Annotated in this window: 21 protein-coding genes and 1 pseudogene; 7 read left to right on the top strand and 15 right to left on the bottom strand. The window is 38.8% G+C overall.

The annotated features are described in order from the left end of the window. Positions 1-33: 33 nt before the first annotated feature. A complete protein-coding gene (locus ACU696_RS16845; RefSeq protein WP_004909485.1) occupies positions 34-501 on the bottom strand; it encodes an Lrp/AsnC family transcriptional regulator in 468 nt (155 codons plus the stop codon). Positions 502-656: 155 nt separating this feature from the next. Here ACU696_RS16845 and ACU696_RS16840 point away from each other — a divergent pair, with 155 nt between their 5' ends. Further along, on the top strand, positions 657-1079 hold the full coding sequence (locus ACU696_RS16840; protein ID WP_164529054.1) for a DUF2000 domain-containing protein: 423 nt from the start codon (positions 657-659) through the stop codon (positions 1077-1079). Between the two features lie 31 nt (positions 1080-1110). Here the strand turns inward: ACU696_RS16840 and pflA are convergent, their stop codons facing one another. From pflA to ACU696_RS16820, 4 genes are all read right to left on the bottom strand, one after another. Further along, positions 1111-1863, bottom strand: a complete 753-nt coding sequence (pflA, locus tag ACU696_RS16835) for a pyruvate formate lyase 1-activating protein (RefSeq protein ID WP_209101639.1) — start codon at positions 1861-1863, stop codon at positions 1111-1113. A gap of 167 nt (positions 1864-2030) precedes the next feature. Continuing rightward, positions 2031-4313 carry a formate C-acetyltransferase gene (gene pflB, locus ACU696_RS16830; protein WP_109911031.1) on the bottom strand — a complete coding sequence of 761 codons (2283 nt, stop codon included), beginning with the start codon at positions 4311-4313 and terminating at the stop codon, positions 2031-2033. A gap of 70 nt (positions 4314-4383) precedes the next feature. Then, entirely contained in the window at positions 4384-5241 is an 858-nt protein-coding gene (gene focA / locus ACU696_RS16825; RefSeq protein ID WP_109911032.1) for a formate transporter FocA, read from the bottom strand. 462 nt (positions 5242-5703) lie between these two features. Continuing rightward, entirely contained in the window at positions 5704-6477 is a 774-nt protein-coding gene (locus ACU696_RS16820) for an IclR family transcriptional regulator (RefSeq protein WP_004909501.1), read from the bottom strand. A gap of 345 nt (positions 6478-6822) precedes the next feature. Here ACU696_RS16820 and ACU696_RS16815 point away from each other — a divergent pair, with 345 nt between their 5' ends. Genes ACU696_RS16815 through ACU696_RS16805 form a run of 3 tightly spaced genes read left to right on the top strand, consistent with a single transcriptional unit; the run spans position 6823 to position 10701 of the window. Then, entirely contained in the window at positions 6823-7716 is an 894-nt protein-coding gene (locus ACU696_RS16815; protein ID WP_117162152.1) for a dihydrodipicolinate synthase family protein, read from the top strand. A 51-nt stretch (positions 7717-7767) separates the two neighbouring features. Then, positions 7768-9081, top strand: a complete 1314-nt coding sequence (locus tag ACU696_RS16810) for an MFS transporter (protein WP_117162151.1) — start codon at positions 7768-7770, stop codon at positions 9079-9081. 24 nt (positions 9082-9105) lie between these two features. Next, on the top strand, positions 9106-10701 hold the full coding sequence (locus ACU696_RS16805) for a UxaA family hydrolase (protein WP_209101230.1): 1596 nt from the start codon (positions 9106-9108) through the stop codon (positions 10699-10701). Between the two features lie 67 nt (positions 10702-10768). Here the strand turns inward: ACU696_RS16805 and ycaO are convergent, their stop codons facing one another. Continuing rightward, positions 10769-12523, bottom strand: a complete 1755-nt coding sequence (ycaO, locus tag ACU696_RS16800; RefSeq protein ID WP_198634885.1) for a 30S ribosomal protein S12 methylthiotransferase accessory factor YcaO — start codon at positions 12521-12523, stop codon at positions 10769-10771. Between the two features lie 194 nt (positions 12524-12717). On the opposite strand from ycaO, the gene ansB reads away from it, so the two are divergent. Further along, positions 12718-13761, top strand: coding sequence for an L-asparaginase 2 (gene ansB, locus ACU696_RS16795; protein ID WP_109911037.1), 1044 nt, complete (start codon positions 12718-12720; stop codon positions 13759-13761). 159 nt (positions 13762-13920) lie between these two features. On the opposite strand, the pseudogene ACU696_RS16790 reads toward ansB, so the two are convergent. Then, positions 13921-14067, bottom strand: a pseudogene (locus ACU696_RS16790) (oxidoreductase); the annotation flags it as partial. Positions 14068-14630: 563 nt separating this feature from the next. Here ACU696_RS16790 and chiP point away from each other — a divergent pair. Then, positions 14631-16028: a chitoporin ChiP gene (gene chiP / locus ACU696_RS16785; RefSeq protein WP_109911038.1), complete on the top strand. Its 1398-nt coding sequence runs from the start codon at positions 14631-14633 to the stop codon at positions 16026-16028. Positions 16029-16204: 176 nt separating this feature from the next. Here chiP and ACU696_RS16780 read toward each other — a convergent pair whose 3' ends face one another. From ACU696_RS16780 to ybfF, 8 genes are all read right to left on the bottom strand, one after another. Then, positions 16205-16738 carry a bactofilin family protein gene (locus ACU696_RS16780; RefSeq protein ID WP_004909525.1) on the bottom strand — a complete coding sequence of 178 codons (534 nt, stop codon included), beginning with the start codon at positions 16736-16738 and terminating at the stop codon, positions 16205-16207. A 640-nt stretch (positions 16739-17378) separates the two neighbouring features. Beyond that, the gene (gene fur, locus ACU696_RS16775; RefSeq protein ID WP_004256285.1) at positions 17379-17828 is read right to left on the bottom strand and encodes a ferric iron uptake transcriptional regulator; all 450 of its coding nucleotides are present in this window, start codon (positions 17826-17828) and stop codon (positions 17379-17381) included. A 268-nt stretch (positions 17829-18096) separates the two neighbouring features. After that, entirely contained in the window at positions 18097-18624 is a 528-nt protein-coding gene (gene fldA, locus ACU696_RS16770) for a flavodoxin FldA (protein ID WP_004256261.1), read from the bottom strand. Positions 18625-18778: 154 nt separating this feature from the next. After that, positions 18779-19072: a LexA regulated protein gene (ybfE, locus tag ACU696_RS16765; RefSeq protein ID WP_004909532.1), complete on the bottom strand. Its 294-nt coding sequence runs from the start codon at positions 19070-19072 to the stop codon at positions 18779-18781. Between the two features lie 169 nt (positions 19073-19241). Next, positions 19242-21341 (bottom strand): type I secretion system permease/ATPase, encoded by a 2100-nt coding sequence (locus ACU696_RS16760; RefSeq protein WP_109911040.1) that lies wholly within the window; start codon positions 21339-21341, stop codon positions 19242-19244. Between the two features lie 3 nt (positions 21342-21344). Further along, positions 21345-22673 (bottom strand): HlyD family type I secretion periplasmic adaptor subunit, encoded by a 1329-nt coding sequence (locus ACU696_RS16755; RefSeq protein ID WP_004909537.1) that lies wholly within the window; start codon positions 22671-22673, stop codon positions 21345-21347. Then, positions 22670-24775 carry a peptidase domain-containing ABC transporter gene (locus tag ACU696_RS16750; RefSeq protein WP_209101232.1) on the bottom strand — a complete coding sequence of 702 codons (2106 nt, stop codon included), beginning with the start codon at positions 24773-24775 and terminating at the stop codon, positions 22670-22672. The genes ACU696_RS16755 and ACU696_RS16750 overlap by 4 nt, the downstream gene beginning before the upstream one ends. 242 nt (positions 24776-25017) lie before the next feature. Then, positions 25018-25794 (bottom strand): esterase, encoded by a 777-nt coding sequence (gene ybfF, locus ACU696_RS16745; protein WP_209101237.1) that lies wholly within the window; start codon positions 25792-25794, stop codon positions 25018-25020. Positions 25795-26118: 324 nt separating this feature from the next. Here ybfF and seqA point away from each other — a divergent pair, with 324 nt between their 5' ends. Then, positions 26119-26664 carry a replication initiation negative regulator SeqA gene (gene seqA, locus ACU696_RS16740; RefSeq protein WP_109911042.1) on the top strand — a complete coding sequence of 182 codons (546 nt, stop codon included), beginning with the start codon at positions 26119-26121 and terminating at the stop codon, positions 26662-26664. Positions 26665-26711: the final 47 nt, after the last annotated feature.

Here is a 26711-nt window from a genome sequence, read left to right as displayed (position 1 = left end):
TAATACGTAAGCAAAATGCCATTTACCCAGCGGTTAAATGAGCGATATGGGGTAAGCATCCAATGGCTTAATCTCTTTTAGTACAAACATACTTTGCATTTCTTTGATACCCGGTAACCGGCGAATAACCGTCATCGCGAAATCGGCGTAGGAGTCTAAATCATGAGATACAACCTGCAATAAAAAGTCGGTATCACCACCAATACTGTAGCAAGCGACAACATTTTCGAGCTCAGTCACTTCTTGTTCAAATTTTTGAGCTTCAGCCTCGCTATCGCTATCAATAATAACGCGAACAAATACCATCACACCTAAGCCAATTTTTTTACGATTGAGAATAGCGCGATATCCTTCAATAACATGTTCTTCTTCTAGCTTTTTAACTCTTCGCCAACAGGGAGAGGCTGACATGCCTACTTTTTCAGCAAGAACTTGATTCGTTATTCGAGCGTCATCTTGTAGTAATTTCAATATTTTTATTTCTGTCTTATCTATTGCCATAAATGAAAGCCTTTACCTTAAAATCGCATAAAATAGGATAAAATTGCCTAAATTTTAGCGTGTAATGACTGAGTTAGAAAGCCTATTTCTTTCTTTAAATGCAATAATAATGAGGTGTTTTAGAACAATAACAAACAGTAAAAGGGAAAAGAGAGATGATTTTTAATCCAACAGAACACCGTTGTGCCATCGTGGTAAACCAAAACTTATCGAATGGTTTAGCGATGAATGCAGCGAGTGTAATTGGTGTGAGTTTAGGAAATAAAGTCAATAATATGGTAGGGAATGATCTTAATAGTTTGGATAATATGAATTACCCAGGGGTGATTTATGCACCATTACCGATATTAAAATCCGCAGAGCAATATATGAAAGAGATTGAAGTGGTCGCTTACCAGAAGGATGATATTTATATCATTCCTTTTAGTTTGCTCGCTCAATCTTGCCGTACTTATGATGAATATCAGCAGAAATTATCTGAACAGCAATATAAAGATATTCAATTGGCAGGGATAGGCTTGGTGGGAAATAAAAAAGCAGTTACTCAGTTAATTGGCCATTTACCGCTTTTCAAATAAATAAGAGGCTCTGCAAAGAGCCTCTATAATTTTAGTACATCACTTTGTGACCATAACTTTCAAGAATACTTTTGACTCGTTCCATCACTTCTTTTGATGGTGGTCTAGCGCCATCTAGCTTGTATTCTTCACCCATAGTTTCCCATTTGTGTTTACCAAGCTCATGGTAAGGTAATAATTCGATTTTCTCGATATTGTTCATATCTTTGGTAAATTCGCCCAGTAAATGTACTGAATGGTCGTCATCGCTCCAACCCGGCACGACAACATAGCGTACCCAGGTTTTTTGGTTGCGTTTGGCAAGGTAACGGGCAAATTCCAAAGTACGGTGATTAGAAACACCCACTAATTTTTGATGAATTGCATCATCGATTTGTTTTAAATCAAGCATCACTAAGTCAGTGACATCCATCAGTTCATCAATCACTGGGTCGTAGCGGCGTACAAAGCCATTGGTATCAAGGCAAGTATGAATATTTTCTTTTTTACATGCGCGGAACCAGTCACGAACAAATTCGGCTTGTAAGATAGCTTCACCACCAGAGGCGGTAACGCCGCCGCCTGTCGCATTCATAAAGTGGCGATAGGTCACGGCTTCTTTCATTAATTCGTCAACAGTGACGATATTGCCACCATGGGTGTCCCAAGTATCGCGGTTATGGCAATACAGGCAGCGCATTAAGCAGCCTTGGAAAAAGACAATAAAACGGATCCCTGGACCATCGACCGTTCCGCATGATTCAAATGAATGAATGCGGCCGAGTGTGGTTGGGGTTTCTGTCATATTAGTTATCGCTATTGTTTTGGTTTTTGTATCATCGATAGACATAGCAGGCACTCCAAAATATCTGTCATACCGCAAACTTTAGAGAAAAAATATCGTTGCTGGTATAGATAAAAAGACCCCATAAAGCGGGGTCTTTAATTTACTTTATTTTAATAAGCTAATTATTACATTGTGCTTGTGAAAGTACGAGTAATAACGTCTTGCTGTTGTTCTTTAGTCAGTGAATTGAAACGTACAGCATATCCCGATACACGGATAGTCAGCTGTGGATATTTCTCTGGGTTTTCCATTGCATCTAACAGCATTTCACGATTCATAACGTTAACGTTTAAGTGCTGGCCGCCTTCGATAGACGCTTCGTGGTGGAAGTAACCATCCATCAGACCGGCTAAGTTAGTTTTACGAACGTCATCATCTTTACCTAACGCATTTGGTACGATAGAGAAAGTATAAGAAATACCATCTTTCGCGTAAGCAAATGGCAGTTTAGCAACAGAAGTCAGTGAAGCTACCGCACCTTTTTGGTCACGACCGTGCATTGGGTTTGCACCTGGTCCAAATGGTGCACCTGCACGACGACCATCTGGTGTGTTACCTGTTTTCTTACCATACACAACGTTAGATGTGATGGTCAGGATTGACTGAGTTGGTACCGCGTTACGGTAAGTAGGCAGTTTCTGAATTTTCTTCATGAAACGTTCAACTAAGTCACACGCGATATCATCTACACGAGAGTCGTTGTTACCAAATTGTGGATATTCACCTTCGATTTCGAAGTCGATAGCAATGCCGTCTTCGTCACGAATTGGTTTAACTTTCGCATATTTGATTGCAGACAGTGAGTCAGCAGCAACAGATAGACCTGCGATACCACAAGCCATGGTACGATAAACATCACGGTCATGTAGCGCCATCAGTGAAGCTTCATAGCTGTATTTATCATGCATGAAGTGGATGCAGTTCAGTGCTGTGACGTACTGAGTTGCTAACCAATCCATGAAGTGGTCCATTTGGTTCATCACAGTATCGAAATCTAAGACTTCGTCCATGATTGGTGTATGTTTAGGACCTACTTGCATTTTCAGTTTTTCATCAACACCACCATTGATGGTATACAGCATGGTTTTCGCTAAGTTTGCGCGAGCACCGAAGAACTGCATTTGTTTACCAACAATCATTGGGCTGACGCAACATGCGATTGCGTAGTCATCGTTATTGAAGTCTGGACGCATCAGGTCATCATTTTCATACTGAACTGATGAGGTATCGATAGACACTTTTGCTGCGAATTTTTTGAAATTCATTGGCAGTTTTTCTGACCACAGGATAGTCATGTTTGGCTCAGGAGATGGGCCCATGGTATACAGTGTGTTCAGGAAACGGAATGTGCTTTTCGTTACCAGAGTACGACCATCAAGGCCCATACCTGCTAATGATTCAGTTGCCCAGATTGGGTCACCAGAGAACAACTCATCGTATTCAGGAGTACGTAAGAAACGTACCATACGCAGTTTCATGACTAAGTGGTCAATTAATTCTTGCGCTTGTTGTTCGGTGATTTTACCTGCTTCTAAGTCACGTTGGATATACACGTCTAAGAAGGTAGAAACACGACCAAATGACATTGCAGCACCGTTTTGTGATTTAACAGCGGCTAAGTAACCGAAGTAAGTCCACTGTACTGCTTCTTGTGCGTTTGTTGCTGGTGCAGAAATATCGTAACCGTATTTTGCAGCCATTTCTTTCATTTGACCCAATGCACGGTGCTGTTCAGCAATTTCTTCGCGCAGTTGGATAGTCATTTGTAAGTCTTCACCTTTTTCTAATCTTTCTTGCAAAGAGGTGAATTGGTTAAATTTGTCTTTCATCAGGAAATCAATACCGTACAGTGCAACACGACGGTAGTCACCGATGATACGACCACGACCATATGCATCAGGTAGACCCGTTAAGATACCTGATTTACGGCATTTTAAGATGTCTGGCGTGTAAACGTCGAAAACACCTTGGTTGTGAGTTTTACGGTATTCAGTGAAGATTTTTTTGATTTCAGGGTCTAAAGTACGGTCGTAAGCTTTGCATGAACCTTCAACCATTTTGATACCACCGAACGGGATAAGACCACGTTTCAGAGGTGCATCAGTTTGTAAACCAACAATTTTTTCTAATTCTTTAGTAATGTAACCTGCATCATGGGAAGTGATGGTTGAAGCGACATCTGTGTCAAAATCAACTGGCGCATGAGTGCGGTTTTCGATTTTGATCCCTTCCATGACTTTATCCCACAACGTGTCAGTTGCTGGAGTAGAGCCTGCTAAGAAAGATTCATCACCTTCATATGGAGTGTAGTTTTTCTGGATGAAATCACGTACGTTGACGTTATTCTGCCAGTCACCTTGGTTAAAACCTTGCCATGCTAAAGCGAATTTTTCATTTAACTCGGACATGATACTTTTACCTTTTAACAATGGATCTTTTAGGGATCTTAATAAATCTTTTCGTGTGTGTCAGTGGCTATTAATGTTTTTGGCCACTACGTAAATGCATAAACCAATAAATGAGGCCGACTAAAATCGCGCCGCCAATAATATTTCCGATAGTAACTGGAATTAAGTTATCTGTAATAAAGTTACCGACTGTTAGGTGTGAAAATTGATCAGGAGACATATTTATTTGAGACCAATATTCAGCAGGTGCAAACTCTTTAATCATAATACCTAATGGGATCATGAACATGTTTGCAATACTATGCTCAAAACCACTCGCCACAAACATCGCGACAGGTAACACTAGAACGACCAGTTTATCAGTTAAACTACGGCCGGAGTAACTCATCCAAACGGCAAGGCAAACCATTAAGTTTGCTAAAATTCCTAATGCAACCGCTTCAATAAAGGTATGGTGCAATTTATGGCTGGTGGTTTGTAATACATTTAATCCCCATTGGCCATTGGCTGCGGTGTATTGTCCTGCAAACCAAATCAGTGCAACAAAGAACAGCGCGCCAATTAAGTTACCAATATAGACATTAAACCAGTTGAGGAACATTTGCCCCCAAGTGATTCTACCTGTGGCTTTTGAGACGATAGTGAGTACGGTGGAGGTGAAAAGGTCTGCACCACATACAACCACTAACATCAGGCCTAAGGAGAAACAAATCCCGCCAATAAGTTTAGTGAAACCATAAGGCGCTTCAGCTGCCCCGGTTGTTGCCGTGATATAGAATACAAATGCGATAGAGATAAAAATACCGGCAGTGAATGCTGACAAGTAAGTAATTGCAGGATGTTTATTTGCCTTATAAACAGAGGCATCATCTGCGACTTGCGCCATTACAGCTGGTGGCAATAAATTAAAAGGGTTGTCAGCTTTCATACCAACACTCTCTTACAAAGTTGATTAATTATAGCACGCAATAATAGTAACAAAGGGGAGAATTGATAAATTTGATATGGATCATGAACTCTCTAGAGAGAGTGGTGAAAACGGTTAATTTAATGTTAAATTACAACTTATCCATTTGATAAATAAGGTTTAAATATTTTTTAAAATTTATATAAAATTTTTATAAAGTCAGTTTTGGCCAGCAAAATAAGTAAAAATATACGCGTAAATGTTAACTATTTAAGATGAATATGATCTCTTTGGCATATAATTTAACTTATGTTTGCATAATGCCCTAGTTAATTAGGGGAGATTCCGATATATATTCCTTAGCCAAACCATTTTTTTGCAATATTTATCTAACAATTATGCAAATAATAAAAGATTAATATAAATTAATCGATAAATTAAAGTGATATATCTTAATAAAACAATCCGTTTTTAACGTTGTAACTAGGTATAAAATTCAATATTGTCAAGAGTGTTTAGTTCTTGCTCAATACGTTCTCGACTAGTTAAGAGCGTTTTGATGACTTGGTTCACTTTGGGTTCATCGATGCGGAAGGTTGGGATAGACACACTGATTGCCGCAATGATGTTATTGCGTTGTCGTAATGAGACAGCATAACAAATGGTTTCTTCATCAATTTCTTTATTATCAACGGCATAACTATTTTCGCGAACCGCGTTAAGCTGTAGGCGCAGTTCAGCCAAAGTTTGCACGCTGTATTGGGTTAACGGAGTAAAACCCGAAGGATAAAGTTCGGAAATTTGCTGGTCACTGTAGTTAAAAATCATAGCCTTACCCAGTGCCGAGTAAATCGCAGGCAAACGAGTTCCAATATTAGAGATTAATTGGACCTTTTGCGCCGATTGAACTTTATCAATGTATAACACATTAGCACCGTCTAAAATCCCCATTTGGCACACTTCATTGCATTCATCAACGATATGCACCATTTCCCGATGAACCATTTTTAGCCAATAGGATTTTTCGAAAAATGAGCGGGAAAGAAGCGAGCAGGCGATACCTAAATAATATAGCTGGCTATTATCATCGTAATTAATATACCGATGTTCAACCAATGTTTTTAAGATAGGATAAATCGTCCCTTTTAATATTTGTGTTTTATCAGAAAGTTGCGTCAAAGAAAGCCCAGTATTTTCAGCCGATAAAACTTGCAGTATTTCTAATACCCGAATTGTCGGCATGTGCCCCGTAGACATTAAACCACCTCCCTGATTAATTTTGTCGCTATTCTAGGTTTAAAATACCACTATGTAAATCATCTCAGGAATACGTTTAATCTCAAATTGGTCACTCTTAATAATGGGTAAAGTCATCCAAAAGGCGTGACTTTGCTCAAAATTTAGCAATAAAAAAATTATTCTTTAGTTAGCTTTATGACCACTTAATCCCTTCAAATATCTTTTTAATCAGATTATTACATAAAATTTTCATATGAGTTGTATGAATTTGACTCAATCAATGATTCATGATTTCTTGTTTATGGTTTTTATTTATGAATGTGGTTTGTATATATGAACATCGGTAACAAGGAGATTATCAGTATGGAAAGTCGTTATATCACTCCAGTAGTGACCATCTTTGATGACAAAGGTCGAGTGGATATAGAACAAAATATACGTGTTTATGACTCATTGAAGGGCAAAGTCTCCGGTTTTGTCACTATGGGAAGCACGGGGGAGTTTTTTGCGCTCAATATGCAGAGCTCAAAAAAACTCATCGACCTATGTGGTCGTTATCCCAAGGAGGAAATGCGTGTTTATGCAGGGGCAAGCCGCCTTGATGTGGAAGAGTCGATTGAATTGGCTAACTATGCATATGAAAAAGGAATCGATGGGGTGATGATTATTAGCCCATATTATTTCCCGCTAGATGATGAAGGTATTTTTCGTTTTTACAGTGCGATAGCAGCAAAAACATCTGCTAACATTTTCATTTATAACTTTCCTGAACGAACAGGTTATTCTGTCTCCCCTGATGTTTGCCTACGTTTAGCGGATAAATATCCCAATATCATCGGATTGAAAGATACCATTCCTGACACGACTCATACCGCCCAAGTGATTGAAACGGTGAAATCACGCTTGCCTCATTTTGAGGTATACGCAGGTTACGATAATAACTTTGCTCATGTGGTGTTATCGGGGGGAAATGGGTGCATTGGTGGGCTTTCAAATATTGTGCCGCAATTTTTTGCATCATGGATGCAGGCGTTTACCCAAGGTGATTTAGCGTTAGTGGCAAAACACCAGCAACGAGTAGACCAATTGATGGCTATATATGGCGTCAATGCGCCATTCATCCCAACCTTTAAGAAAGCGTTGCAGCTAAAAGGTGTGGTTAATTCAGATTATTGTACAGCACCATTTATTGGGTTGAACAATATACAGATTGAGCAACTTCAGCAGTTGTTAACCCTTGCTGATTCACCGCTCTGACCTTTCCTGAATCAAACACAATAGAACATCTTACCAACAGGGAAAAATATCATGGCGACAACTAAAGCTTATAACAATCCTGTTTTAAATTCTGCGATAGCCAAATCGTGGAAACGTTTAGTACCCCTGATGTTTATTTTGTATTTTGTTGCATTTATTGACCGAGTCAACGTAGGTTTTGCGAAAGATGCAATGCAAGTCGACATTGGTTTATCTGATTCAGCGTTTGCTTTTGGTGCCGGTATTTTCTTTGCGGCATATGCGCTATTTGGCATTCCCGCTAACTTAATTTTAAACAAAATTGGTGCGCAAAAGTGGCTGAGTATTACCACGGTAATCTGGGGCGTTCTGTCGGCAATGACAGGTTTTATCACCAATGAAACGCAATTTATAGTTTTGCGTTTCTTGTTGGGACTTGGGGAAGCTGGCTTTTATCCAGGCATTCTATTATTAGCCTCAATTTATTTCCCCAATAATGTACGTGGGTCTGTAATTGGGATCTTTGTTCTAGGTGTACCTTTGGCATTGACACTGGGTTCGCCATTATCAGGCGCGTTACTGGAATTGCATGGCTGGTTAGGCCGGCCAGGTTGGTTCTGGATGTTTGTCATTGAAGGACTTCCTGCCGTTGTGATTGGTATTTTTGCTTTCTTTTATTTGGATGATAGCCCTGAAAAAGCCCGTTTTTTAACCGAAGAAGAGAAAAAAGCGCTAACTGAACAATTAGCCAAAGAAAATGCAAAAACTGAAACCACATCGGTATTATCTGCACTAAAAAATATCAAAGTTTGGCACCTTGCACTGATTTACGGCACGATACAAATTTCAGTATACGGTTTGATGTTCTTTCTGCCTTCCCAAGTTGCGTCCTTAATGGGGGAAAGTTTAGGCTTTAAACAATCCTTAGTTGCTGCCATACCTTGGGCTTGTTCTGCATTCGGGGTGTATTACATTCCTCGTTTTGCTGACCGCCATCCAACTCGTCGCATCGAAATCTCAGTGCTGTGTATGTTAGCCGCAGCATTAGGTTTGGCATTGTCAGCATTTGCAAGCCCTGTTTTTGCTATTGCAGCATTATGTTTAAGCGCTGTTGGTTTTTTATCCGTTCAACCAGTATTTTGGACGTTTCCTCCTCAGTTATTAAGCGGCCCTGCATTAGCAGCAGGAATTGGTTTCTGTACCACCATGGGGGCATTTTGTTCATTCCTCGCGCCAATCATTCGCGTGGAAGTCGATAAAATGATGAATAGCAATACCGCAGGTATCGTGACATTAGCGGTGATCACCGTAGGTTGTGCCGTCTTAATCGCATTACTTAAAAAAAATACGCATAACAAGAATCTCAACGCATTGTCATCTAACTAATGACAATTTTTAGGAAGGTGTGACATGCAAAAAATTCTCAAAATTGATGAGAGCGACAACCTAATTGTTGCCTTAAAGGACTTGCAAGCAGGGGATATTTATCACTGGGGAAGTGAAGATGTGATCCTCGTGACTGATGTTAAAGCAAAGCATAAATTTGCCATGGAAGCGATACCCGTTGATGGCATTGTTTCTATGTATGGCACAGCAGTAGGAAAAGCAACAAAGCCAATTGCAAAAGGTGAAGTTATCACAGTCGATAATATTCGCCACTATGCAGCCCCAGTTTCTTTAGAACAAGATGCACCGTACGAGTGGAATGCACCTGATGTATCTGCATATCAAGGACGCACATTTAAAGGCTATGTACGTGAGGATGGGCGAGTAGGAACCGCAAACTACTGGTTAATTTTTCCATTGGTATTTTGTGAAAACCGCAATGTAACAAAACTTACAGACGCCTTAAATGAAGCATTAGGTTATACCAATAATAGTTTGAAAAATTTTGCGTTGGATTTAACAGCTGGTGAGCAAGGGGGAACGGCAAAACCTAAATTATTCCCACATATAGAAGGTGTACGATGTATTACGGTCACGAGTGGTTGTGGTGGAGCGACCTCTGACAGTAAAACGATGTGTGATGTGCTTGCTGCTTATGCGGACCACCCTAATGTCATCGGTATTACGGTATTCAGTTTAGGCTGTGAAAAAGCACAGCGTAAAATGTTTAAAGAGTCACTTGTTGCTCGTAACCCTAATTTTGCTAAACCTGCACTTTACTTTCGCCAGCAAGAGTGGAGTAGCGAAGAAGAAATGATGCAAACAGCATTGAAGCAAACCTATGAGTGCATGAAGGCCGTCATACCGCAATCTCGTGTGGACGTTCCGTTGTCTCATTTAAAACTCGGTGTGAAATGTGGCGCTTCTGACGGTTTTTCTGGGATCTCGGGTAACCCTGCGATGGGGCTAGTTTCTGATTGGCTAGTGACTTTGGGGGGCGCATCAGGGTTAGCTGAATTTCCGGAATTATGTGGTGCAGAAGGGGATATGGTGAAACGGTGCGTTTCTTTTGAAGATAAGAAAAAATTCTTAGATTTGATGGAACGTTATGAAAAAACAGCGAATTTCTTTAATACTACCATTGCCGATAACCCAAGTCCCGGCAATATTGCGGACGGGCTAATAACCGATGCGATTAAATCGACCGGAGCGGCTAAAAAAGGCGGAACATCGCCGATTAGTGCGGTGTGTGACTATGCGGAGCCGATGCCTGACAGTGGGTTATCATTAGTCTGTACGCCAGGTAATGATGTTAATGCAGTCACAGGACTTGTTGCTGCAGGGTGTAATGTGGTTATTTTCTCAACAGGGCTTGGCACTCCCACAGGGAACCCGATTGTACCTGTTTTAAAAATATCGACGAATAGTGCCATTGCAGAGCGCCTATCGGACATAATTGATTATGATTGCGGGCCAATTATTGATGGGGTTCCATTACCGACAATAAGTAAAGGGCTATTTGAACGGGTAATTGATACGGCAAGCGGTGACTATCAGGTCCAAGCGGATCGCCTAGAACAGTTTGATTTCTTATTATGGAAACGTTCATTGGATTTATAATTAATATAAACCAATAAAATGTAAAAATGTTGACGGGGCAAGTTCCCCGTCAACGATTTAATTCACATTATGCATTATCACGCTTTGCTTTTTGCAGCTTTTCATAAGCAGCCAGCAAAGCTTGATGCGCAGGAAGTGCTTTAAGTTCTTCGTCAATAGACCACAAGCCATAGAAGCATGATTCCCCAGCGATAGCGGCTGATGCAGCATCTACTGCCTCTTGACCATACATACGCACAAAGGCGTTGTAGTATTGCGCAGGGTCACGTTCTTCTTCTTGAGATAACAACAACAGGGTTTGCAAGCAACGATAATAATTTGCGCGCTCGGCAGTAAATACTGAGCTATTGAAGTCTTGTGTCCATTCAACCCAAGCAAGTGCTTGTTCAAGGTCTCCACCCGCTAGTGCCAACATGGATTTTAGTTCACCAATACGCAGGTTACTCCACCCATTGTCTTTACCTACTGCCAAACCAAGTAATTCACGAACACGGGTAAAATCATCTAAACCGTCGTCATCTAATTGCTCGATAAGGGCAAGATAGTCTTGTTTTTCCCATTGGCTATCAGGTAGGTTGATAATGGTGTCGCGTAAATAAGCGCCCATCGCGTTATTGGCGATATGTAAGTCTTCAACTGGGTAAATATCAGACATACCTGGGACTAAGATTCGGCAAGCGTAGACACCCAAGTGGTTATAATCTGCAATATAGACTTCAGCATCTAATGTATTGAAAATACTGATAAGTGTTGCAAACTCTTCTTGAGTTGTGCCTTTAAAGCTCCAATCTGCAAAGGCATAATCGGCATCATCTTTAAACAGCTCCCAGCTAATTAAACCGCTTGAATCAATAAAGTGAGTTTCAAGATTCGTGTGCTCAGCCACTTCTTCGTCATCAAAGGTCGGTGCATTAAACACATCGAGGTCTTTTAAGCCACGGCCTTGCAGTAATTCCGTGACGGTACGCTCAAGGGCAACACCAAAGTCGGGGTGAGCACCAAATGAGGCAAAACAAGTCCCATTTTGTGGGTTAAATAACACCACACAAATCACAGGGTACTGGCCACCGAGTGATGCGTCATAACAGAAAATTGGAAAACCTTCTTTTTCTAAGGTTTCAACCGCTTCAACTACCGCAGGGTAGCGTGCCATGACGTCTGCTGGGATAGCCGGTAGGCTAATACTTTCAGCAATGATTTTATTTTTTACAAAGCGTTCAAAGACTTCGGAAAGCCCTTGTACACGAGCTTCGTTGGCTGTATTGCCCGCAGACATCCCGTTAGAAACATAGAGATTGCCAACAATATTCATTGGAATATATACAGTTTGGTTGTCTGATTGACGGGTAAATGGCAGGGCACAAATACCGCGTTCTTCATTGCCGGATTGTAAGTCAATTAATTGGCTGGCGGCTAAGGCGTTGTCGGGGTCATAAAACTTAATCAAACGATTGTCTAATAACCCTTCAGGTAAGCTATCATCTTCGGTTAATGGGAACCATTTTTCATTAGGGTAGTGGACAAAATCCCCTTCAGCAATAGATTTACCTAGGTAGAAATCCGCAAAGAAGTAATTCGTTGATAAACGCTCAAAATACTCACCAAGCGCTGAGGCTAATGCAGCTTTCTTGCTCGCCCCTTTACCATTAGTAAAGCAAAGTGGGCACGCTTTATCGCGGATATGTACAGACCAAACGTTAGGTACAGGGTTTAACCAAGAGGCTTCTTCAATATCAAACCCTAATTTCTTTAATTTGGTTTGAAATGCATCAATGGAATCTTCAAGAGCGGCATCTTTGCCGGGAATAAAAGTTTGGCTCATTGTCAGTCACTTGTGAATAGAGTGTTTCAAACGGGCTATGATACGGATTTTTGCTGCAAGCCTCACGCTTTTTATTCATTCATAGATAAATCATCTTAAAATTCATTATTTATCCTAAAATAATTGTATAGGTCACATAAAATTCAGCACAATTCCACATAATAACCGAAGTTTATTAATGAAAGGAAAATAGGATGAAAAACAGAAATAAAGCGCTTTTGGCGACATTGGTTTCACTGTTTGCCGTATCCGCTATCGCTCAACCGAATATTACGGTATTGGCGACAGGGGGAACGATAGCAGGTGGTGGTGATTCAGCCACATCCTCCAGTTACCAAGCGGGTAAAGTAGGGATTGATGCTTTAATTAATGCGGTGCCAGAAACCAAAAAAATCGCTAATTTAAGCGGTGAGCAATTGGTGAATATTGGTTCGCAAGATATGAATGACCAAGTTTGGCTGGCACTGGCGAAAAAAATTAACCAAGATTGCGATAAAACAGATGGTTTTGTAATCACTCACGGGACTGATACTTTAGAAGAAACGGCATTCTTCCTTGATTTAACCACGCAATGTAAAAAGCCCATTGTCTTGGTTGGTGCAATGCGACCGTCAACGGCTTTAGGCGCTGACGGTCCTTTGAACCTGTATAATGCAGTCGTTTTAGCGACGGATAAGTCTGCTGGAGAGCGCGGTGTTTTGATGGCAATGAACGATAAAGTCGTGCAAGGCCGTAATGTGATGAAAATGAGCACCACTGAAGTACAAGCGTTTGATGCCGTTAATAGTGGGGCAGAAGGCTTTATTCATGATGGTAAAGTTACTTATTTCCAAGCGGCGCAACCTCGTAGTGACAAAGCGGCATTCGACGTCAGTAAGCTCGAAAAGCTCCCTGCGGTAGGTATCGTTTATAACTATGCCAATGCATCAGCAGCTCCTGTGAAAGCCTTGAGAGAAGAAGGGGTTGAAGGAATTGTAAGCGCGGGTGTGGGTAACGGTAATATGTATAAGACTGTCTTTGACGCTTTAGCAAAAGCAGCGAAAGAAGACGTGGTTGTCGTTCGCTCAAGCCGTGTACCAACAGGGTATACGACAAGAAATGCCGAAGTGGATGATAACTTATATGGTTTTGTTGCTTCAGAAAGGTTAAATCCGCAAAAAGCGCGCGTATTGCTGCAATTAGCCTTAACTCAGACTAAAGATCCTCAGCAAATTCAGGCATTATTCGAAAAATATTAATTATCAAAACGAGTATTTATTTCATACAGCGGGGTGCAGTAGCCTGTACCCCGTTAGTTTTGCTGTGACAATAAGGCAATATTATTGAATGCTCGAATTACACAATGTCATCGATAACGCCACCATCAACACGTAAGGCTGCACCGGAAGTCGCTGCAGAGAAACGGCATCATTAACACGTATATTGTTACGGCCATTAATCAAAACTTCTGCGCCACAATTAGCGAGGCCTTTAGCAATTGCATAACCAATTCCAGCTGTTGATGCACTGACTAATGCGCGTTTGCCTGTTAAGTCTATTTTCATTTACGAACTCTTTATATTGAAAAGGAGAGTTCATAATAGCAAATGATAATGCGGTGCTTTTCTTAATAATGCTGTACATTTTATTTGATTATTTATTGAGAAATTTTATAGCTGTGTATGTTATTTTTCAGCATAACAACATTTATCCTAATTATTTGACTCAGTAATCTGATCTATTTTAAGGCAATTAGGTCAATGTGGTGATAGAACTTAGCGAATTCCTACAGAATAGACGAAATTAAGGAACAATTAGTTAATTTATTGATTTTTTCTTAAACACTTCCTTATACGTATCCCATGCATATTTTTTATATTTATCAATCAATTACTTTTTATTTTTAGCAAGGTCATCATCGGTGATAATGACAGTTAATTAAAATTAATGTGCCGTTGATCATATTTTGGCAACAAAGCCTGTATCTGTGTTGATAATTCGCGTTGCAAAAAATAGGCTAAATACATCGCAAGAGATATAACTCATTGTGAATATTTAGATTTAAATGGAAAGTTAAATCGTATTTCGGCCGAAAAATAAAATTAAAAAATATTAGAGGAATACAAGAATGGTTAATAAAAATGTCAATACTGGCAGGAAATTGCTCGTCTTAAAAATTGCAATAGCAATGCTTCCTATTGGTTATCAACCAATCATGCATGCGGAGCAATTTATTGAAGATTCAAAACTTACAGGTGGCCTTTACTACTGGCAACGCGATCGTTCACGTAAAGATTTAGACCCAAATAGCGATAAATATAAAAAGTATGCGGATAATCTTAAACACTCAACATTTAATGCCAGTCTTGATTTCTCATCCGGTTATTTTCAGGACATCATCGGGCTAGATTTAGCGGGTTTTACCGCTATTGAGTTATCTAATAGTGGGCCAGCTGCACCCAATGAAATCGGCTTTAGTGATGCGAAATCACGTTGGGATGAAAAATGGACTGGAGATCGTAGTGGTGTGACTTTTTATAAGGCTGCTGCAAAATTGAAATATGGCCCTTTCTGGGGTAGAGGTGGCTATATTCAACCTACTGGTCAAACTATACTCGCATCCCACTGGAGCTATATGCCGGGTACATATCGCGGATTAGAGGTAGGCGGGGTGTTTGATTTTGAGCAAAATGGTGAACTTAGCATGTCCTATATGTGGACTGACCGCTATAAAGCACCTTGGTACCGTAGCATGTATGACTTTCGTGAAGCGGATGGTGAAACTGGGATCAGTTATTTACACTCAATTGGCTTTAAATATGACTTTAAAAACAATTTAGTCTTAGAAGGGGCATATGGGCAAGCTAAAAGCTATATGGATCAATATTTTGCCAAGGTTTCCTATGCAGTTCCTGTTGTTGACCGTGACTTACGTATGTCTTATCAATTTTATGGTGCAAAAGATAAGGTTTCAGGCGGTGGAGTTAACGATGTTTATGACGGTTTAGCTTGGTTGCAAGCGATGACACTAGGCTACACTTACGATGAATTTGATTTTAAATTAGAAGGAACCTATGTAAAAGCCAAAGGTAACCAAGGTTATTTCCTACAGCGTATGACCCCCGGTTGGGCAACATCAAATGGTCGCATGGACATTTGGTGGGATGGCCGTTCGGATTGGAATGCTAATAATGAAAAAGCCGTTATGGCCGGTGTTATGTATGATTTAAAAAATTGGGACTTAGCTGGATGGAAGGTTGGAACCTCATATATTTATGGATGGGATGCTAAACCAAGTACTAATAGCCAATATGCTCAGGATGTACGCTTAAAAGAAAGTGCATGGAACTTTGATATTTTATATACCGTACAATCAGGTCGAGCAAAAGATACGCTATTTAAACTGCATTTTACCAAGTATGATAACCATACAGATATTCCGAGCTATGGCGGTGGTTACGGAAATATCTTCCAAGATGAAAAAGATATTAAATTTATGGTGATGATGCCATTCACGGTATTCTAATTAGTAAAATCCTTTAGTAGCAATGACTGCTATAAAGAAACTAAAGCAGTCATTTGCCCTGATAGCTAAAGGCTTACCATATATTTTTAATATTGAATGGAATATTAAGACAAGAATAAACACTTATATTAAGAGTTAAAAATAAGGTGAATTTATTCACCTTATTTTATTTTTGATTACAAGGATGCGTTATTTACACTTTCATTGAGTATAAGGGTATCTTGTTTTAATTTATCTTTTAATACGGTAACTTTTTCTGATTGATGGGGTGGGTTTTTAACTTGTGCTTGGCCAGATAAAATTCCCCCTTTTTTAATTGATAAACTACTGTAATGGATAGTACCGTGGATTTCCCCATTATTTTCAATACAAATAGTATCAGATAAGCATTCACCTTCAATACGACCATTAACCACCAGTTCTTTGCAGGTGATATTTCCCGTAACTTGGCCGTTTAACATAACTTTAACCGTATTTTCTTTTCCTGTTATATTTCCAATGACTTTCCCATAGATATGCACTTGCTCATTAGACGTAATATTTCCTTCAAAAATAACGTCCCTAGAGATAATCGTATTCGATTTTTCTTCACTAATAGTCGGAGTTGACAGTGTTATTTGTTCTTCTATTTTTGTAGTCACTTCAGGCTCATTACTTATAGAAGGGGACGTCGCTGTAGGCGTGGGCTTGTTTTGTCTTTTGGTGAACATTTTACTTACCTTTTTTTGATTGAAGTATACGATCAAGAACAGTATTGATAATACAAACGAAAATAAGGTGATAGACGAATAGCTAAAAAACCACCCTATTAAAGTAAGAAACCAGAAGAAAAAACTTGTATTGAGAAAAAGATAGTTTTTTTTCATCAGTTAATCTCTTACAAATTACTAAAGTACTCAATTAGTTTAGTCAATAAATGTAATTACGCATTTAAATGATGATTTAACGTTATGACTACATTTGGATCATTAACTCTCTAATTTGGAGTTGAAATTATAGTAAGGTAATTAAATAATTTTAAATAGTATGAAGTGTTTGGAATCATCTATGATGTTATTTATATACCACTTTGATATGTAAAGTATTATTCTAGATAACGGAATATATTTATCTCTGAAATAATATAAGGGTTTTGATTTGAATTGCAACTATTATAGTTTTTATAAAAATCTTGCATTGTTGCTAAAATACAGTGATAAATAATTGTGTTTAAGTTACTTACTAGCAATTATCACTAATCGAGTAAAAAAGGGAATATTAATACTTAAAATAAAAAACCCCGATAAAATTGTATTATCAGGGTTTTGGCATTTTTAACCATGATGTTTCATCAACGATGGTTGAATACTATTACTCTTTTGCTTCGTGTGCGTCAGCATTGTCACGGCAATCACCATCTGCGCAATGACCATATAGATATAAACTATGGTTAGATAGTTTAATGCCATGGCGAGCAGCGATATTCTTTTGGCGGGTTTCAATGGATTCGTCAGTAAACTCAATCACTTTTCCACAATCTAAACAGATTAAATGGTCATGGTGATGCTGCTGAGTTAGTTCGAATACAGATTTACCCCCCTCGAAGTTGTGACGGGTTACGATACCGGCATCATCAAACTGGTTTAACACGCGGTATACAGTTGCTAACCCGATCTCTTCACCCATATCGATCAGCTTTTTATAGAGATCTTCCGCACTGACGTGGTGGCACTCAGGCTCTTGAAGTACTTCCAAAATTTTTAATCTTGGAAGAGTGACTTTGAGTCCAGCATTTTTCAATGCTTTATTGTTGTCTGTCATGCGGGTTTGTCCTGTATCTTAAATCATAAATTTAACAATAATGAGACATTTTTAACATCAATACAGTTGTCTTCTAAACTGATTTACAATTATAGGCATGGAAAATAAAAATAGAAACCATGCATTGTCTCATTATTTTGATAATCTCTTGAGAACCTATCCTATTAGGATACCTTATCGGTTATTTTAGACTACGCCACTGGCTTTGGGGTTCATTTTGTGTAAGACAGTGGTGTAATCTATGGGTAAGGGTTCTTTATGTAGTCTATCAGCCTAAAATTTCAGCTAAAGACATTTCTTCAGAGATTTGTTTTACCCATGCATCAACACGTTCATCAGTTAGCTCAGGTTGACGATCTTCATCAATAGCTAAACCAATAAAATGGTTGTCATCTGCCATGCCTTTGGATACTTCAAAGTGATAACCTTCTGTTGGCCAGTGACCAACAATAACAGCACCACGTGGTTCGATAATATCGCGGATCGTACCCATAGCATCACAGAAATATTCAGCGTAGTCTTCTTGGTCTCCACAACCAAATAAGGCGACAAGTTTACCTTCGAAATCAATCTCTTCGAGAGTAGGGAAGAAATCATCCCAGTCACATTGGGCTTCACCATAATACCAAGTTGGAATACCAAGAAGTAGAATGTCAAAAGCTTCAATATCTTCTTTGCTGCATTTCGCGATATCGTGAACTTCTGCTACATCTTTGCCTAATCTTTCTTGGATCATTTTGGCAATATTTTCTGTGTTACCTGTGTCACTTCCGAAGAAAATGCCTATGACTGCCATAAAGTGATTAACCTCTTGTTTTTCTAAGAGAGCTAGAGGTGAAAATTCGCCTTCTATAGCCCGTTTAGAACGAAAATAGATAGAATATTACGCCTTATTTTGGCGAAAAAATGTTGCTAAGTCTGTCAAATTTGTGTGATTTATCAAGATAACGTTACTTGAGTATTGATGTATCAACATGTTCAAGTTGTGACATCAAAATTTCTTCGATCAATTCACTACGGCTTATATTTTTATCTTCAGCTAACTGATTCAATACCGCGACAGCGTCTTCGTTCAGTTTCAATTCAACTCTGCGCAATCCCTTCACTTTATCTCGTTTCAGTTGGTTGCGTTTGTTGATCCTCAGTTGTTCATCCCGTGATAGCGGGCTTGTTTTAGGTCGCCCAGGCCTTCGTTCCTCAGCGAACAAATCTAGTGTCGTTCGATCCGTTTGTTCTTTTGCCATGTCTATAACTGCTAAAAGGGTGTGCCAGTAATTCAGCGCGCCATGATACCCTAGCTAATCCCCTTGTGCTATAGCTTCATCAATGATGATTGGGTTTAATTGATTGTAAAATGAGCGCTTTTGGTAAAAAAGCACCACTTGCTATAAGCGTGATGCTTTTTTATTCGTATTATTGTGTCTGCTGGTGCCATAAATTGGCGTATAAACCATTTGATTTGAGTAAGTTTTCGTGGGTATCCATCTCGTGTACTTCTCCTTGGCAAATCACACATATCCTATCAGCGTGCATAATCGTATTTAGCCGATGAGCAATGCTAATGACGGTTCTTCCTTGAGTAATTAATGGCATATTCTCCATAATGGCGGCTTCTGACTCGTAATCGAGTGCAGAAGTGGCCTCATCGAGAATTAAGATATCGGGTTCGGTGAGTAATGCACGCGCAAGTGCAATCCTTTGACGTTGACCACCTGAAAGATTGGAGCCTTTTTCTGATAAGGGATAATTAAAATTATCAGTCAATGTCATGATAAATTCATAAGCTCCCGCTAATTTTGCTGCGTGAATCACCTGCTCGTCAGTCGCTTGTGGATGACTCAAACGGATATTATCTGCGATAGAACCAACGAATAAGGTACTTTCTTGTAATACGACGCTCATTTTTCGGCGTAATGATACGGTATCTGCGACAGCTAAATCCATGCCATCAACAATAACTTGCCCATGTTGTGGGACATAAAGCCGCTGTAATAATTTCGTTAAGGTACTTTTTCCTGAACCTGAGGGGCCAGTAATACCAATAAATTCACCTGCATTAACCATTAAGGATAAATTATTGAGAACTTCAGGTGTATCAGGTTGATAGCGAAAACGGATATTTTGAAACTCTATTTTTCCGTGAATATTTGATGTATTTGCAATCCCTTTACGTTCATTTTCTACCGGTTCATCAAGAATATCTCCCACTCGGCGTAATGAAATAATGGTATGTTGGAAATCTTGCCAAACCTGGGCAAACCGCAATACGGGCTGCGTAACATGCGCACTTAGCATATTAAATGCCACTAATTCGCCAGGAGAAATTCCACCATTTAATACCTCTTTGACACCGACCCACAAAAGGATCGCAGTCGTTATTTTGCTCACAAATGTCATTAATTGAGAGGCTACTTCACTGCGCATTGAGACTTTAAAGCTTTGAGTTAGCTGTTTGCTAAATATTTTTTTCCAACGTTGATTAAAGTATTTTTCTGTTGCGGTTGTTTTGATGGTTTCAATCCCAGTAATACTTTCGGTGAGAAAAGTGAGACCATTTTCATCCGCTTGATAAGATTTTTCAGTTTGTTGGCGAATAATGGGGCCGAGTATCATCCATAAAACAAAAAATACCCCCATTGAGCCCAATAAAATCCAAGCCATCAAACTACTGTAGGAAAATAAAACTGCGACAAAAAGGATGACAAAGATAAAATCAATAAACAGCATCAGTGTTGAGCCCGTTAAAAATTGCCTTATATGGGCTAATTCACGGATTCTGGCAATAATTTTCCCTGTTGGCCTTAGCTTAAAATAATTTAACGGTAAGGCCATTAAGTGGCGATAAATTTTCCCTGACAACTCAGCACTGATCTGGCTACTACTATGACTAAAAATTTTATTACGAATAAAACCATATATCGGTTCTGCAACAGCAATGGCAAAAATCGCCAATGCAATGACATGTAAATTTGAGAGACTGCGACCAACTAACACTTTGTCGATTAAATTCTGAAACAACAGCGGGCTAATTAAGGCGAAAAGCTGAATAATGGCAGAGAGAATAAAAATATTTCGTAATTTAACATGTTGTCGCAAAACAGAGGGAATAAACCAGCTAAAGCCAAAGGCCTTTTTTTGCTCTGGCTCTAATTGCTCCTTAATGAGTAATACATCATATTCAGTTTCTTGATGTCCAATAGAGTTATGAATAGGTTTTCGTTCCTCATTAGTAGGGTTAATGAGAATTAATTCATTTTCTTGGCTAATAACTTGCCAAAAACCATCTATATAGATTAAAGCGGGTAAAGGTAGCGTTATTAATTGTGTGTATCGTGCAGTAATAAGCTCGGTTTCATACCCCAATGTATGTGCACACTCTCTAATTTCCCACTCTGTAGGAGATATAGTTTGCATACCAATTGCGTGCCTGAGTTGATCTGATGAAACATTGTTTTGGTAATATTTAGCCACCCAAACTAAGGCATCCAAGCCATGATTATTAAACTGTTCCATCGATTATTTTTCTCTCATCGCGTTTGAGGTGTATTCATTAATAGGGCTAAGCAAGTAGTCAATAATACGGCGTTTATCCGTTTTTATTTCTGCCACAATGGATAAACCGGGAGTCAGTTCAATAGATTCACCATCAACGGATAGTTCTTTTTGGTTAAGACCAATTTGCCCTAAGAACACTAATCCAAGCTTTTCATCGAGAGTACTGTCGCGCGATATGGAAATCACTTCACCTTCAATCGTGCCATAACGTGTGTAAGGGAATGCATCTATTTTCACCTCTGCTCTCAACCCTTCATGGATGAACCCAATGTCTTTGTTCAAGATTTTAATTTCAGCTAATTGAACATTATTGTTAGGAACAACAGCCATTAGTTGCTGTGCGGGTTGCAATACAGCTCCTAAAGTGTGTGTAGCAAGCTGTTGAATAGTGCCATCAACGGGGGCTCGTATAATTTCTAATTGATTTCTTTCTTTATTTTTTAATAGTTCTTGCTCAAGAGAAGCTCGTTTAAAGTCAGCTTGTTTGTATTTCTCATCCCACTCTTGGTTTTTTTGGGCTTTTATCCGGTCTATTTTTTCATTTAAGGCATGGTGCTGGCTTTTCAGAATTGAAAGCTCAGATAATTTGGTCACTTTTTCTTTTTTAGCGATTAATAGCTCTCGCTCTTGTTCTAAAAATTCCTTTTGACTGATTAACTGTTTTTCAGTTAACGAATGGTGTGCATCGAGGCGTTTTTTGATATTGACAATAAGGGAGTTGATGGTAAGTAATTCATCTTTTCGGGCTTGTTGATTGACGGTATTCAATTGAATTTCATTATTAAGTTCATTCATTAATGAATCAAATTCTAATTTTTGTGTTTGATAGCTAGCCCGCGTGTTGTTTTGCTCTAGTTCAGTTAATTGATTAAATAGAGGTAACTGCTCAATAGGCTGTTGTGAAATCAATGCTTGATAAATTACTATTTCGGCCAAATGGAAGTTGTGTTGATAATTTAAACTTAGAATATCTTGGTCAACACCTAACACATTGACGGTAATTAAAGGATCGCCTTGTTTTACTGTTTGCCCATCAGTAACATGAATATGTTCTAAACGGCTTAATTCAAACGCTTGAATTAATTGTGTTCGCCCTGAAACAATAAGTTTACCCTGCGTGGTGGCTTGAATATCCAACTTACCAAAAAACGACCAAGTCACAGCAAGAAAAATACCCACACTAATAGAAATAGCGACGTAAAGTGCCAAGTAAGATGGGGGAGTTTTTAATATCGCCAAGTGTGAAGGCAAAAAGCTGTTATAACGGTTTTTGTCTAATCGATGTTTCATTTTACGTCCATGTCTGATTTCAGAGACTGCTGTAGAGTCCACAAGTGTTTATAAAAATTACCTTGTTCAATAAGTTGCTGATGGCTACCTTGCTCAATGATTTCACCATGTTGCATCACAATAATCCGCTGGTGATGGCGAATGGTTGATAAGCGGTGAGCAATTGTGATGACGGTTCTTCCTTTGGCAATGAATTGCATATTTTCTTGAATAACTGCTTGGGATTCGTCGTCTAAAGCGCTAGTCGCCTCATCAAAAATAATTACTCTAGGGTTTGAAAGCAGCGTTCTAGCAATTGCAATGCGTTGGCGTTGGCCGCCAGAAAGAGATGATCCCCCCTCAGCAAGAACAGTGTCGTAGCCTTTGGGTAATTTCAAAATAAATTCATGTGCTCCCGCCATTTTGGCAGCATGAACCACTTCATCCATGGAGGCATTAGGTGAGGTTTGAGCAATATTATGAAAAACAGATTGGCTGAATAAGAAATTCTCTTGCAACACAATACCAATTTGCTGACGAAGAGAGTGTAAGTTAATCGCGGATATGGGAGTGCCATCCACAAATATGGTTCCACTTTCAGGGGTATAAAGCCGTAGTAATAATTTAGCAAGAGTGCTCTTGCCTGACCCTGATGTGCCAACAATGCCAATGGTTTCTCCCGCTGCAATATTTAAATTAAAGTTTTTTAGAACAAACGGCATGTTCGGTTGGTAGCGGAACGAGATATTTTTTAGGTTTAAATGCCCTTGAAGAGGTAATTTATTTTCTTGCTGAGATTGTTCGATGGGTAAGTTGATAATCTGGGAAAGTTTTTCGATAGCGACGCTCGTGCGAATATAGTCTCCCCATAGCTTGGTCAGTTTGATGAGAGGCTGGTTAGCATGGTTAACCATCATATAAAAAGCAATAAGTTGGCCAATTGTCATCTGCAATGCTAAAACTTCAGAGGCACCAACCCACAATACAATCGCACTGGTAATTTTTTCGATAGCCATTACGAGATGCTCGGAACGGGAGCTAATTTGTCCTGCTACAAAGTTAGTTTGGCTCATATCTGAGGTTTGACCATCCCAGCGACGCGTAAAATTCGGTTCGACGGATAAACTTTTGGCGGTTTCTATCCCATTAATACTTTCGGTCAAAAAAGAGGTATTAATGGCGATATTAGTAAACTGTTGCTGTGCGGCAGACTCGATTTTAGGCGTTAGCCACCAAGCCAATAAAAGATAAAAAGGAATAGAGCACAAAAATATTATTGTGAGTGTTGTGGATATTAAATTCATCACGAAAATGAATACAAATAAAAACAACACATCAACACATAGCGTGAAAAAACTACTGGTTAAAAATTCGCGAATAGTTTCGAGCTCTTTTACGCGAGTGACAATCGCGCCTATTTGCCTACTTTTAAAAAAGGGAATAGGCAATCTCAATAAATGATTAACTAGCTTTAAGCCGAGTGTCATATCAATACGGTTAACTGTATGATGATAAATATATTCACGTAACCCTTTTAACGTTACTTCTATTAGTGCAGCAACCATTAACCCAAAGATTAAAACGTCCAAGGTGACTAAGCTATTATGAACGAGCACCTTATCCATAATCACTTGCATAACAATAGGGGAGACTAATGCGAGGATTTGCAATATAAATGAAAAAAATAAAACCCACAAAATAATGGATTTGTATTTCATAAATTCAGCTTGGAACCAAGTGATGTCAAATTGCCCTTGTTTAAGGTTTACCTGTAACCAATGGCCACTCCATTGTTGGTTTAGCTCGTCAATGCTCCATATCTCTGGCGGTTTATTCCCAAATTGCTGAATGAGAACTTGTTCTTGATTGCGGTTAGCTAATAGAAAAGCTACGCCTTTGGTATTATATAAAATTGCTGGGCAAACGATTTTAGCTATATTTTTATCTTTCTGATATTTATTCCTACAGCGAATGTTGTGTTTCGATTTAATAATGTTAATTTTTTCATTATAACCAATAGATTGATTGAGTGTTTGTTCTAGTTCTTTAGGATTTACTTGCCCTGATAACTTAGCAATGACACTAATGAAATATAATGTTGATTTTGATTTTAGACTATCCATTTTCTATATTAATAAATTCCTTAAGTTATTTGAATTTTTAAATCCAAACTTGCATTAATAAAATATGCACTAGATAGTAATAAGGTAGAGTAGAATTTGGATAATACAGGGTTTATAATTCGCTGTGTATTGAAGTTAGTCTTATTGTGTAATTAATAAAGTAATTATATTGAACTACAAATATATTTATAGATATTGAAAAGATATATGTCTTTTCAATATCTATATTTAAATATGATTAATTACTCAGGAATAGATAAAAAGCGATGGATAGCTCTTAATACATGGTCTGGTTTTTCTGCATGAACCCAGTGGCCCGTATCGGCGACAACCCATGCTTTGGCTTGTGGAAATTGTTGCGCTATTTGCTCTTTATATTCCGCTTGCACATAAGGGGAGTTTCCTCCGGGGATTAACAATACGGGTTTATTCCAAGCGGGTACGGTTTCCCAACCAATAATATGTTCATAATTCGCTTTGAGGGCAGGCAAATTAAATTTCCATTCACCTTGTTTAAAAGATTTAAGCAGAAATTGGATAACGCCATCTTCGTTAATATAATTACGCATAATCACGGTAGCTTCTTGGCGAGTTTTCGCATTTTTTTCCGTGACGGCATCAAGAGCCGCAAATATTTTATCATGACGACGGACTTGGTAAGCGACAGGCGCCATATCAATAGCAACGATGCTATCAATAAAATTAGGGGCGATTGCAGTTGCAGCCATGGCTATTTTGCCACCCATTGAGTGACCAATTAAAATAGCATTTTCGTACCCTAAAGATTTTATTAATGTAATAACATCTTGGGCCATTTGCTGGTAACTCATTTGCTCATCACGGAATGAGTCACCGTGATTACGAACATCAATTTGAATCGTATCGAAATATTGTTGTAAATTACGACCTAAAACACCTAAGTTATTGAGGTCACCAAATAACCCATGTATGAGTACTATAGGGCTATTTGAGATTGGATTTTCAGGTTTATGGATAGTATGGTTAAGTAACACAGTCATATTTATTTGATCAATTCGTCAGTGGTACATGTGGTCTTATCATGTCACGGCTCTGAGTAAAATCCAAATGGTCGAATAAACTGCGATCCTGGCCAAGGTAAGTTAATAGTCGATAACTAGGAGGTTTATAGCCAATAAATTTCAGAAAATTGAATTCGCTCACGGAAGTAAAATATTGAAATTAATGGCATGATAACCCACTGAATTATCTTTGAACTTAGAAAAGTGTTTACTTTAAGTTATTGAAATTTTAATTGTTTTGTTTTTTTTAAATCTGTCTTATAATCACACCGCAAATTTTAGTTAAATAAGTACTGGGAAAAAATGAAAACGATAGAAGTTGATGAAGAGCTTTACCGCTATATTGCGAGCCATACACAGCATATCGGTGAAAGTGCATCGGATATTTTGCGCCGTATGTTAAATTTCAAATCCGGGCAGCCAGTACAAGCAAAAGAAATTAGTCAGGAACATGCCGTCATTAAGGCTGAACCTGCGATGAGTACACCCGCTGTTGCATTAAATCCTGTTAGAGTCATTAGAGAGCTTCTGTTATCTGACGCTTATGCAGAAAAAAGTAAAGCGATTGACCGCTTTATGTTGATTTTATCTACCTTATATAGTTTAGATTCAAATCGTTTTGCGAGTGCAACAGAGTTAATGCATGGCCGAACTCGTATTTATTTTGCTGGTGATGAGCAAACATTACTTGCAGCTGGCAAGCAATCTAAGCCGCGTCATATACCAGGAACACCCTATTGGGTGATCACAAATACGAATACTAATCGTAAGCGTAGTATGGTTGATGCAATCATGCAGGAAATGCAATTTCCAGCCAATGTGATTGAAAAAGTTTGTAATACTATTTAAAAACTGACAGGCCACTGGTGTTGATAACAAAGCATCAGTGCTTTGGG

This window comes from Providencia sp. PROV_01 (assembly GCF_053098325.1).
This window is presented reverse-complemented; position numbering and strand designations above follow the sequence as displayed.

Bases quoted from the DNA above. Each gene is read 5' to 3' on its own strand.
- ACU696_RS16750 (WP_209101232.1), bottom strand. From the start codon at position 24,775: ATGGATAGTCTAAAATCAAAATCAACATTATATTTCATTAGTGTCATT.
- ACU696_RS16815 (WP_117162152.1), top strand. From the start codon at position 6,823: ATGGAAAGTCGTTATATCACTCCAGTAGTGACCATCTTTGATGACAAA.
- ybfE (WP_004909532.1), bottom strand. From the start codon at position 19,072: ATGGCAAAAGAACAAACGGATCGAACGACACTAGATTTGTTCGCTGAG.
- ACU696_RS16810 (WP_117162151.1), top strand. From the start codon at position 7,768: ATGGCGACAACTAAAGCTTATAACAATCCTGTTTTAAATTCTGCGATA.
- seqA (WP_109911042.1), top strand. From the start codon at position 26,119: ATGAAAACGATAGAAGTTGATGAAGAGCTTTACCGCTATATTGCGAGC.
- ACU696_RS16805 (WP_209101230.1), top strand. From the start codon at position 9,106: ATGCAAAAAATTCTCAAAATTGATGAGAGCGACAACCTAATTGTTGCC.
- ybfF (WP_209101237.1), bottom strand. From the start codon at position 25,794: ATGACTGTGTTACTTAACCATACTATCCATAAACCTGAAAATCCAATC.
- focA (WP_109911032.1), bottom strand. From the start codon at position 5,241: ATGAAAGCTGACAACCCTTTTAATTTATTGCCACCAGCTGTAATGGCG.
- pflA (WP_209101639.1), bottom strand. From the start codon at position 1,863: ATGACAGAAACCCCAACCACACTCGGCCGCATTCATTCATTTGAATCA.
- ACU696_RS16755 (WP_004909537.1), bottom strand. From the start codon at position 22,673: ATGAAACATCGATTAGACAAAAACCGTTATAACAGCTTTTTGCCTTCA.
- ACU696_RS16840 (WP_164529054.1), top strand. From the start codon at position 657: ATGATTTTTAATCCAACAGAACACCGTTGTGCCATCGTGGTAAACCAA.
- ACU696_RS16760 (WP_109911040.1), bottom strand. From the start codon at position 21,341: ATGGAACAGTTTAATAATCATGGCTTGGATGCCTTAGTTTGGGTGGCT.
- ycaO (WP_198634885.1), bottom strand. From the start codon at position 12,523: ATGAGCCAAACTTTTATTCCCGGCAAAGATGCCGCTCTTGAAGATTCC.
- fldA (WP_004256261.1), bottom strand. From the start codon at position 18,624: ATGGCAGTCATAGGCATTTTCTTCGGAAGTGACACAGGTAACACAGAA.
- ACU696_RS16845 (WP_004909485.1), bottom strand. From the start codon at position 501: ATGGCAATAGATAAGACAGAAATAAAAATATTGAAATTACTACAAGAT.
- ACU696_RS16780 (WP_004909525.1), bottom strand. From the start codon at position 16,738: ATGTTCACCAAAAGACAAAACAAGCCCACGCCTACAGCGACGTCCCCT.
- pflB (WP_109911031.1), bottom strand. From the start codon at position 4,313: ATGTCCGAGTTAAATGAAAAATTCGCTTTAGCATGGCAAGGTTTTAAC.
- ACU696_RS16820 (WP_004909501.1), bottom strand. From the start codon at position 6,477: ATGTCTACGGGGCACATGCCGACAATTCGGGTATTAGAAATACTGCAA.
- ansB (WP_109911037.1), top strand. From the start codon at position 12,718: ATGAAAAACAGAAATAAAGCGCTTTTGGCGACATTGGTTTCACTGTTT.
- chiP (WP_109911038.1), top strand. From the start codon at position 14,631: ATGGTTAATAAAAATGTCAATACTGGCAGGAAATTGCTCGTCTTAAAA.
- fur (WP_004256285.1), bottom strand. From the start codon at position 17,828: ATGACAGACAACAATAAAGCATTGAAAAATGCTGGACTCAAAGTCACT.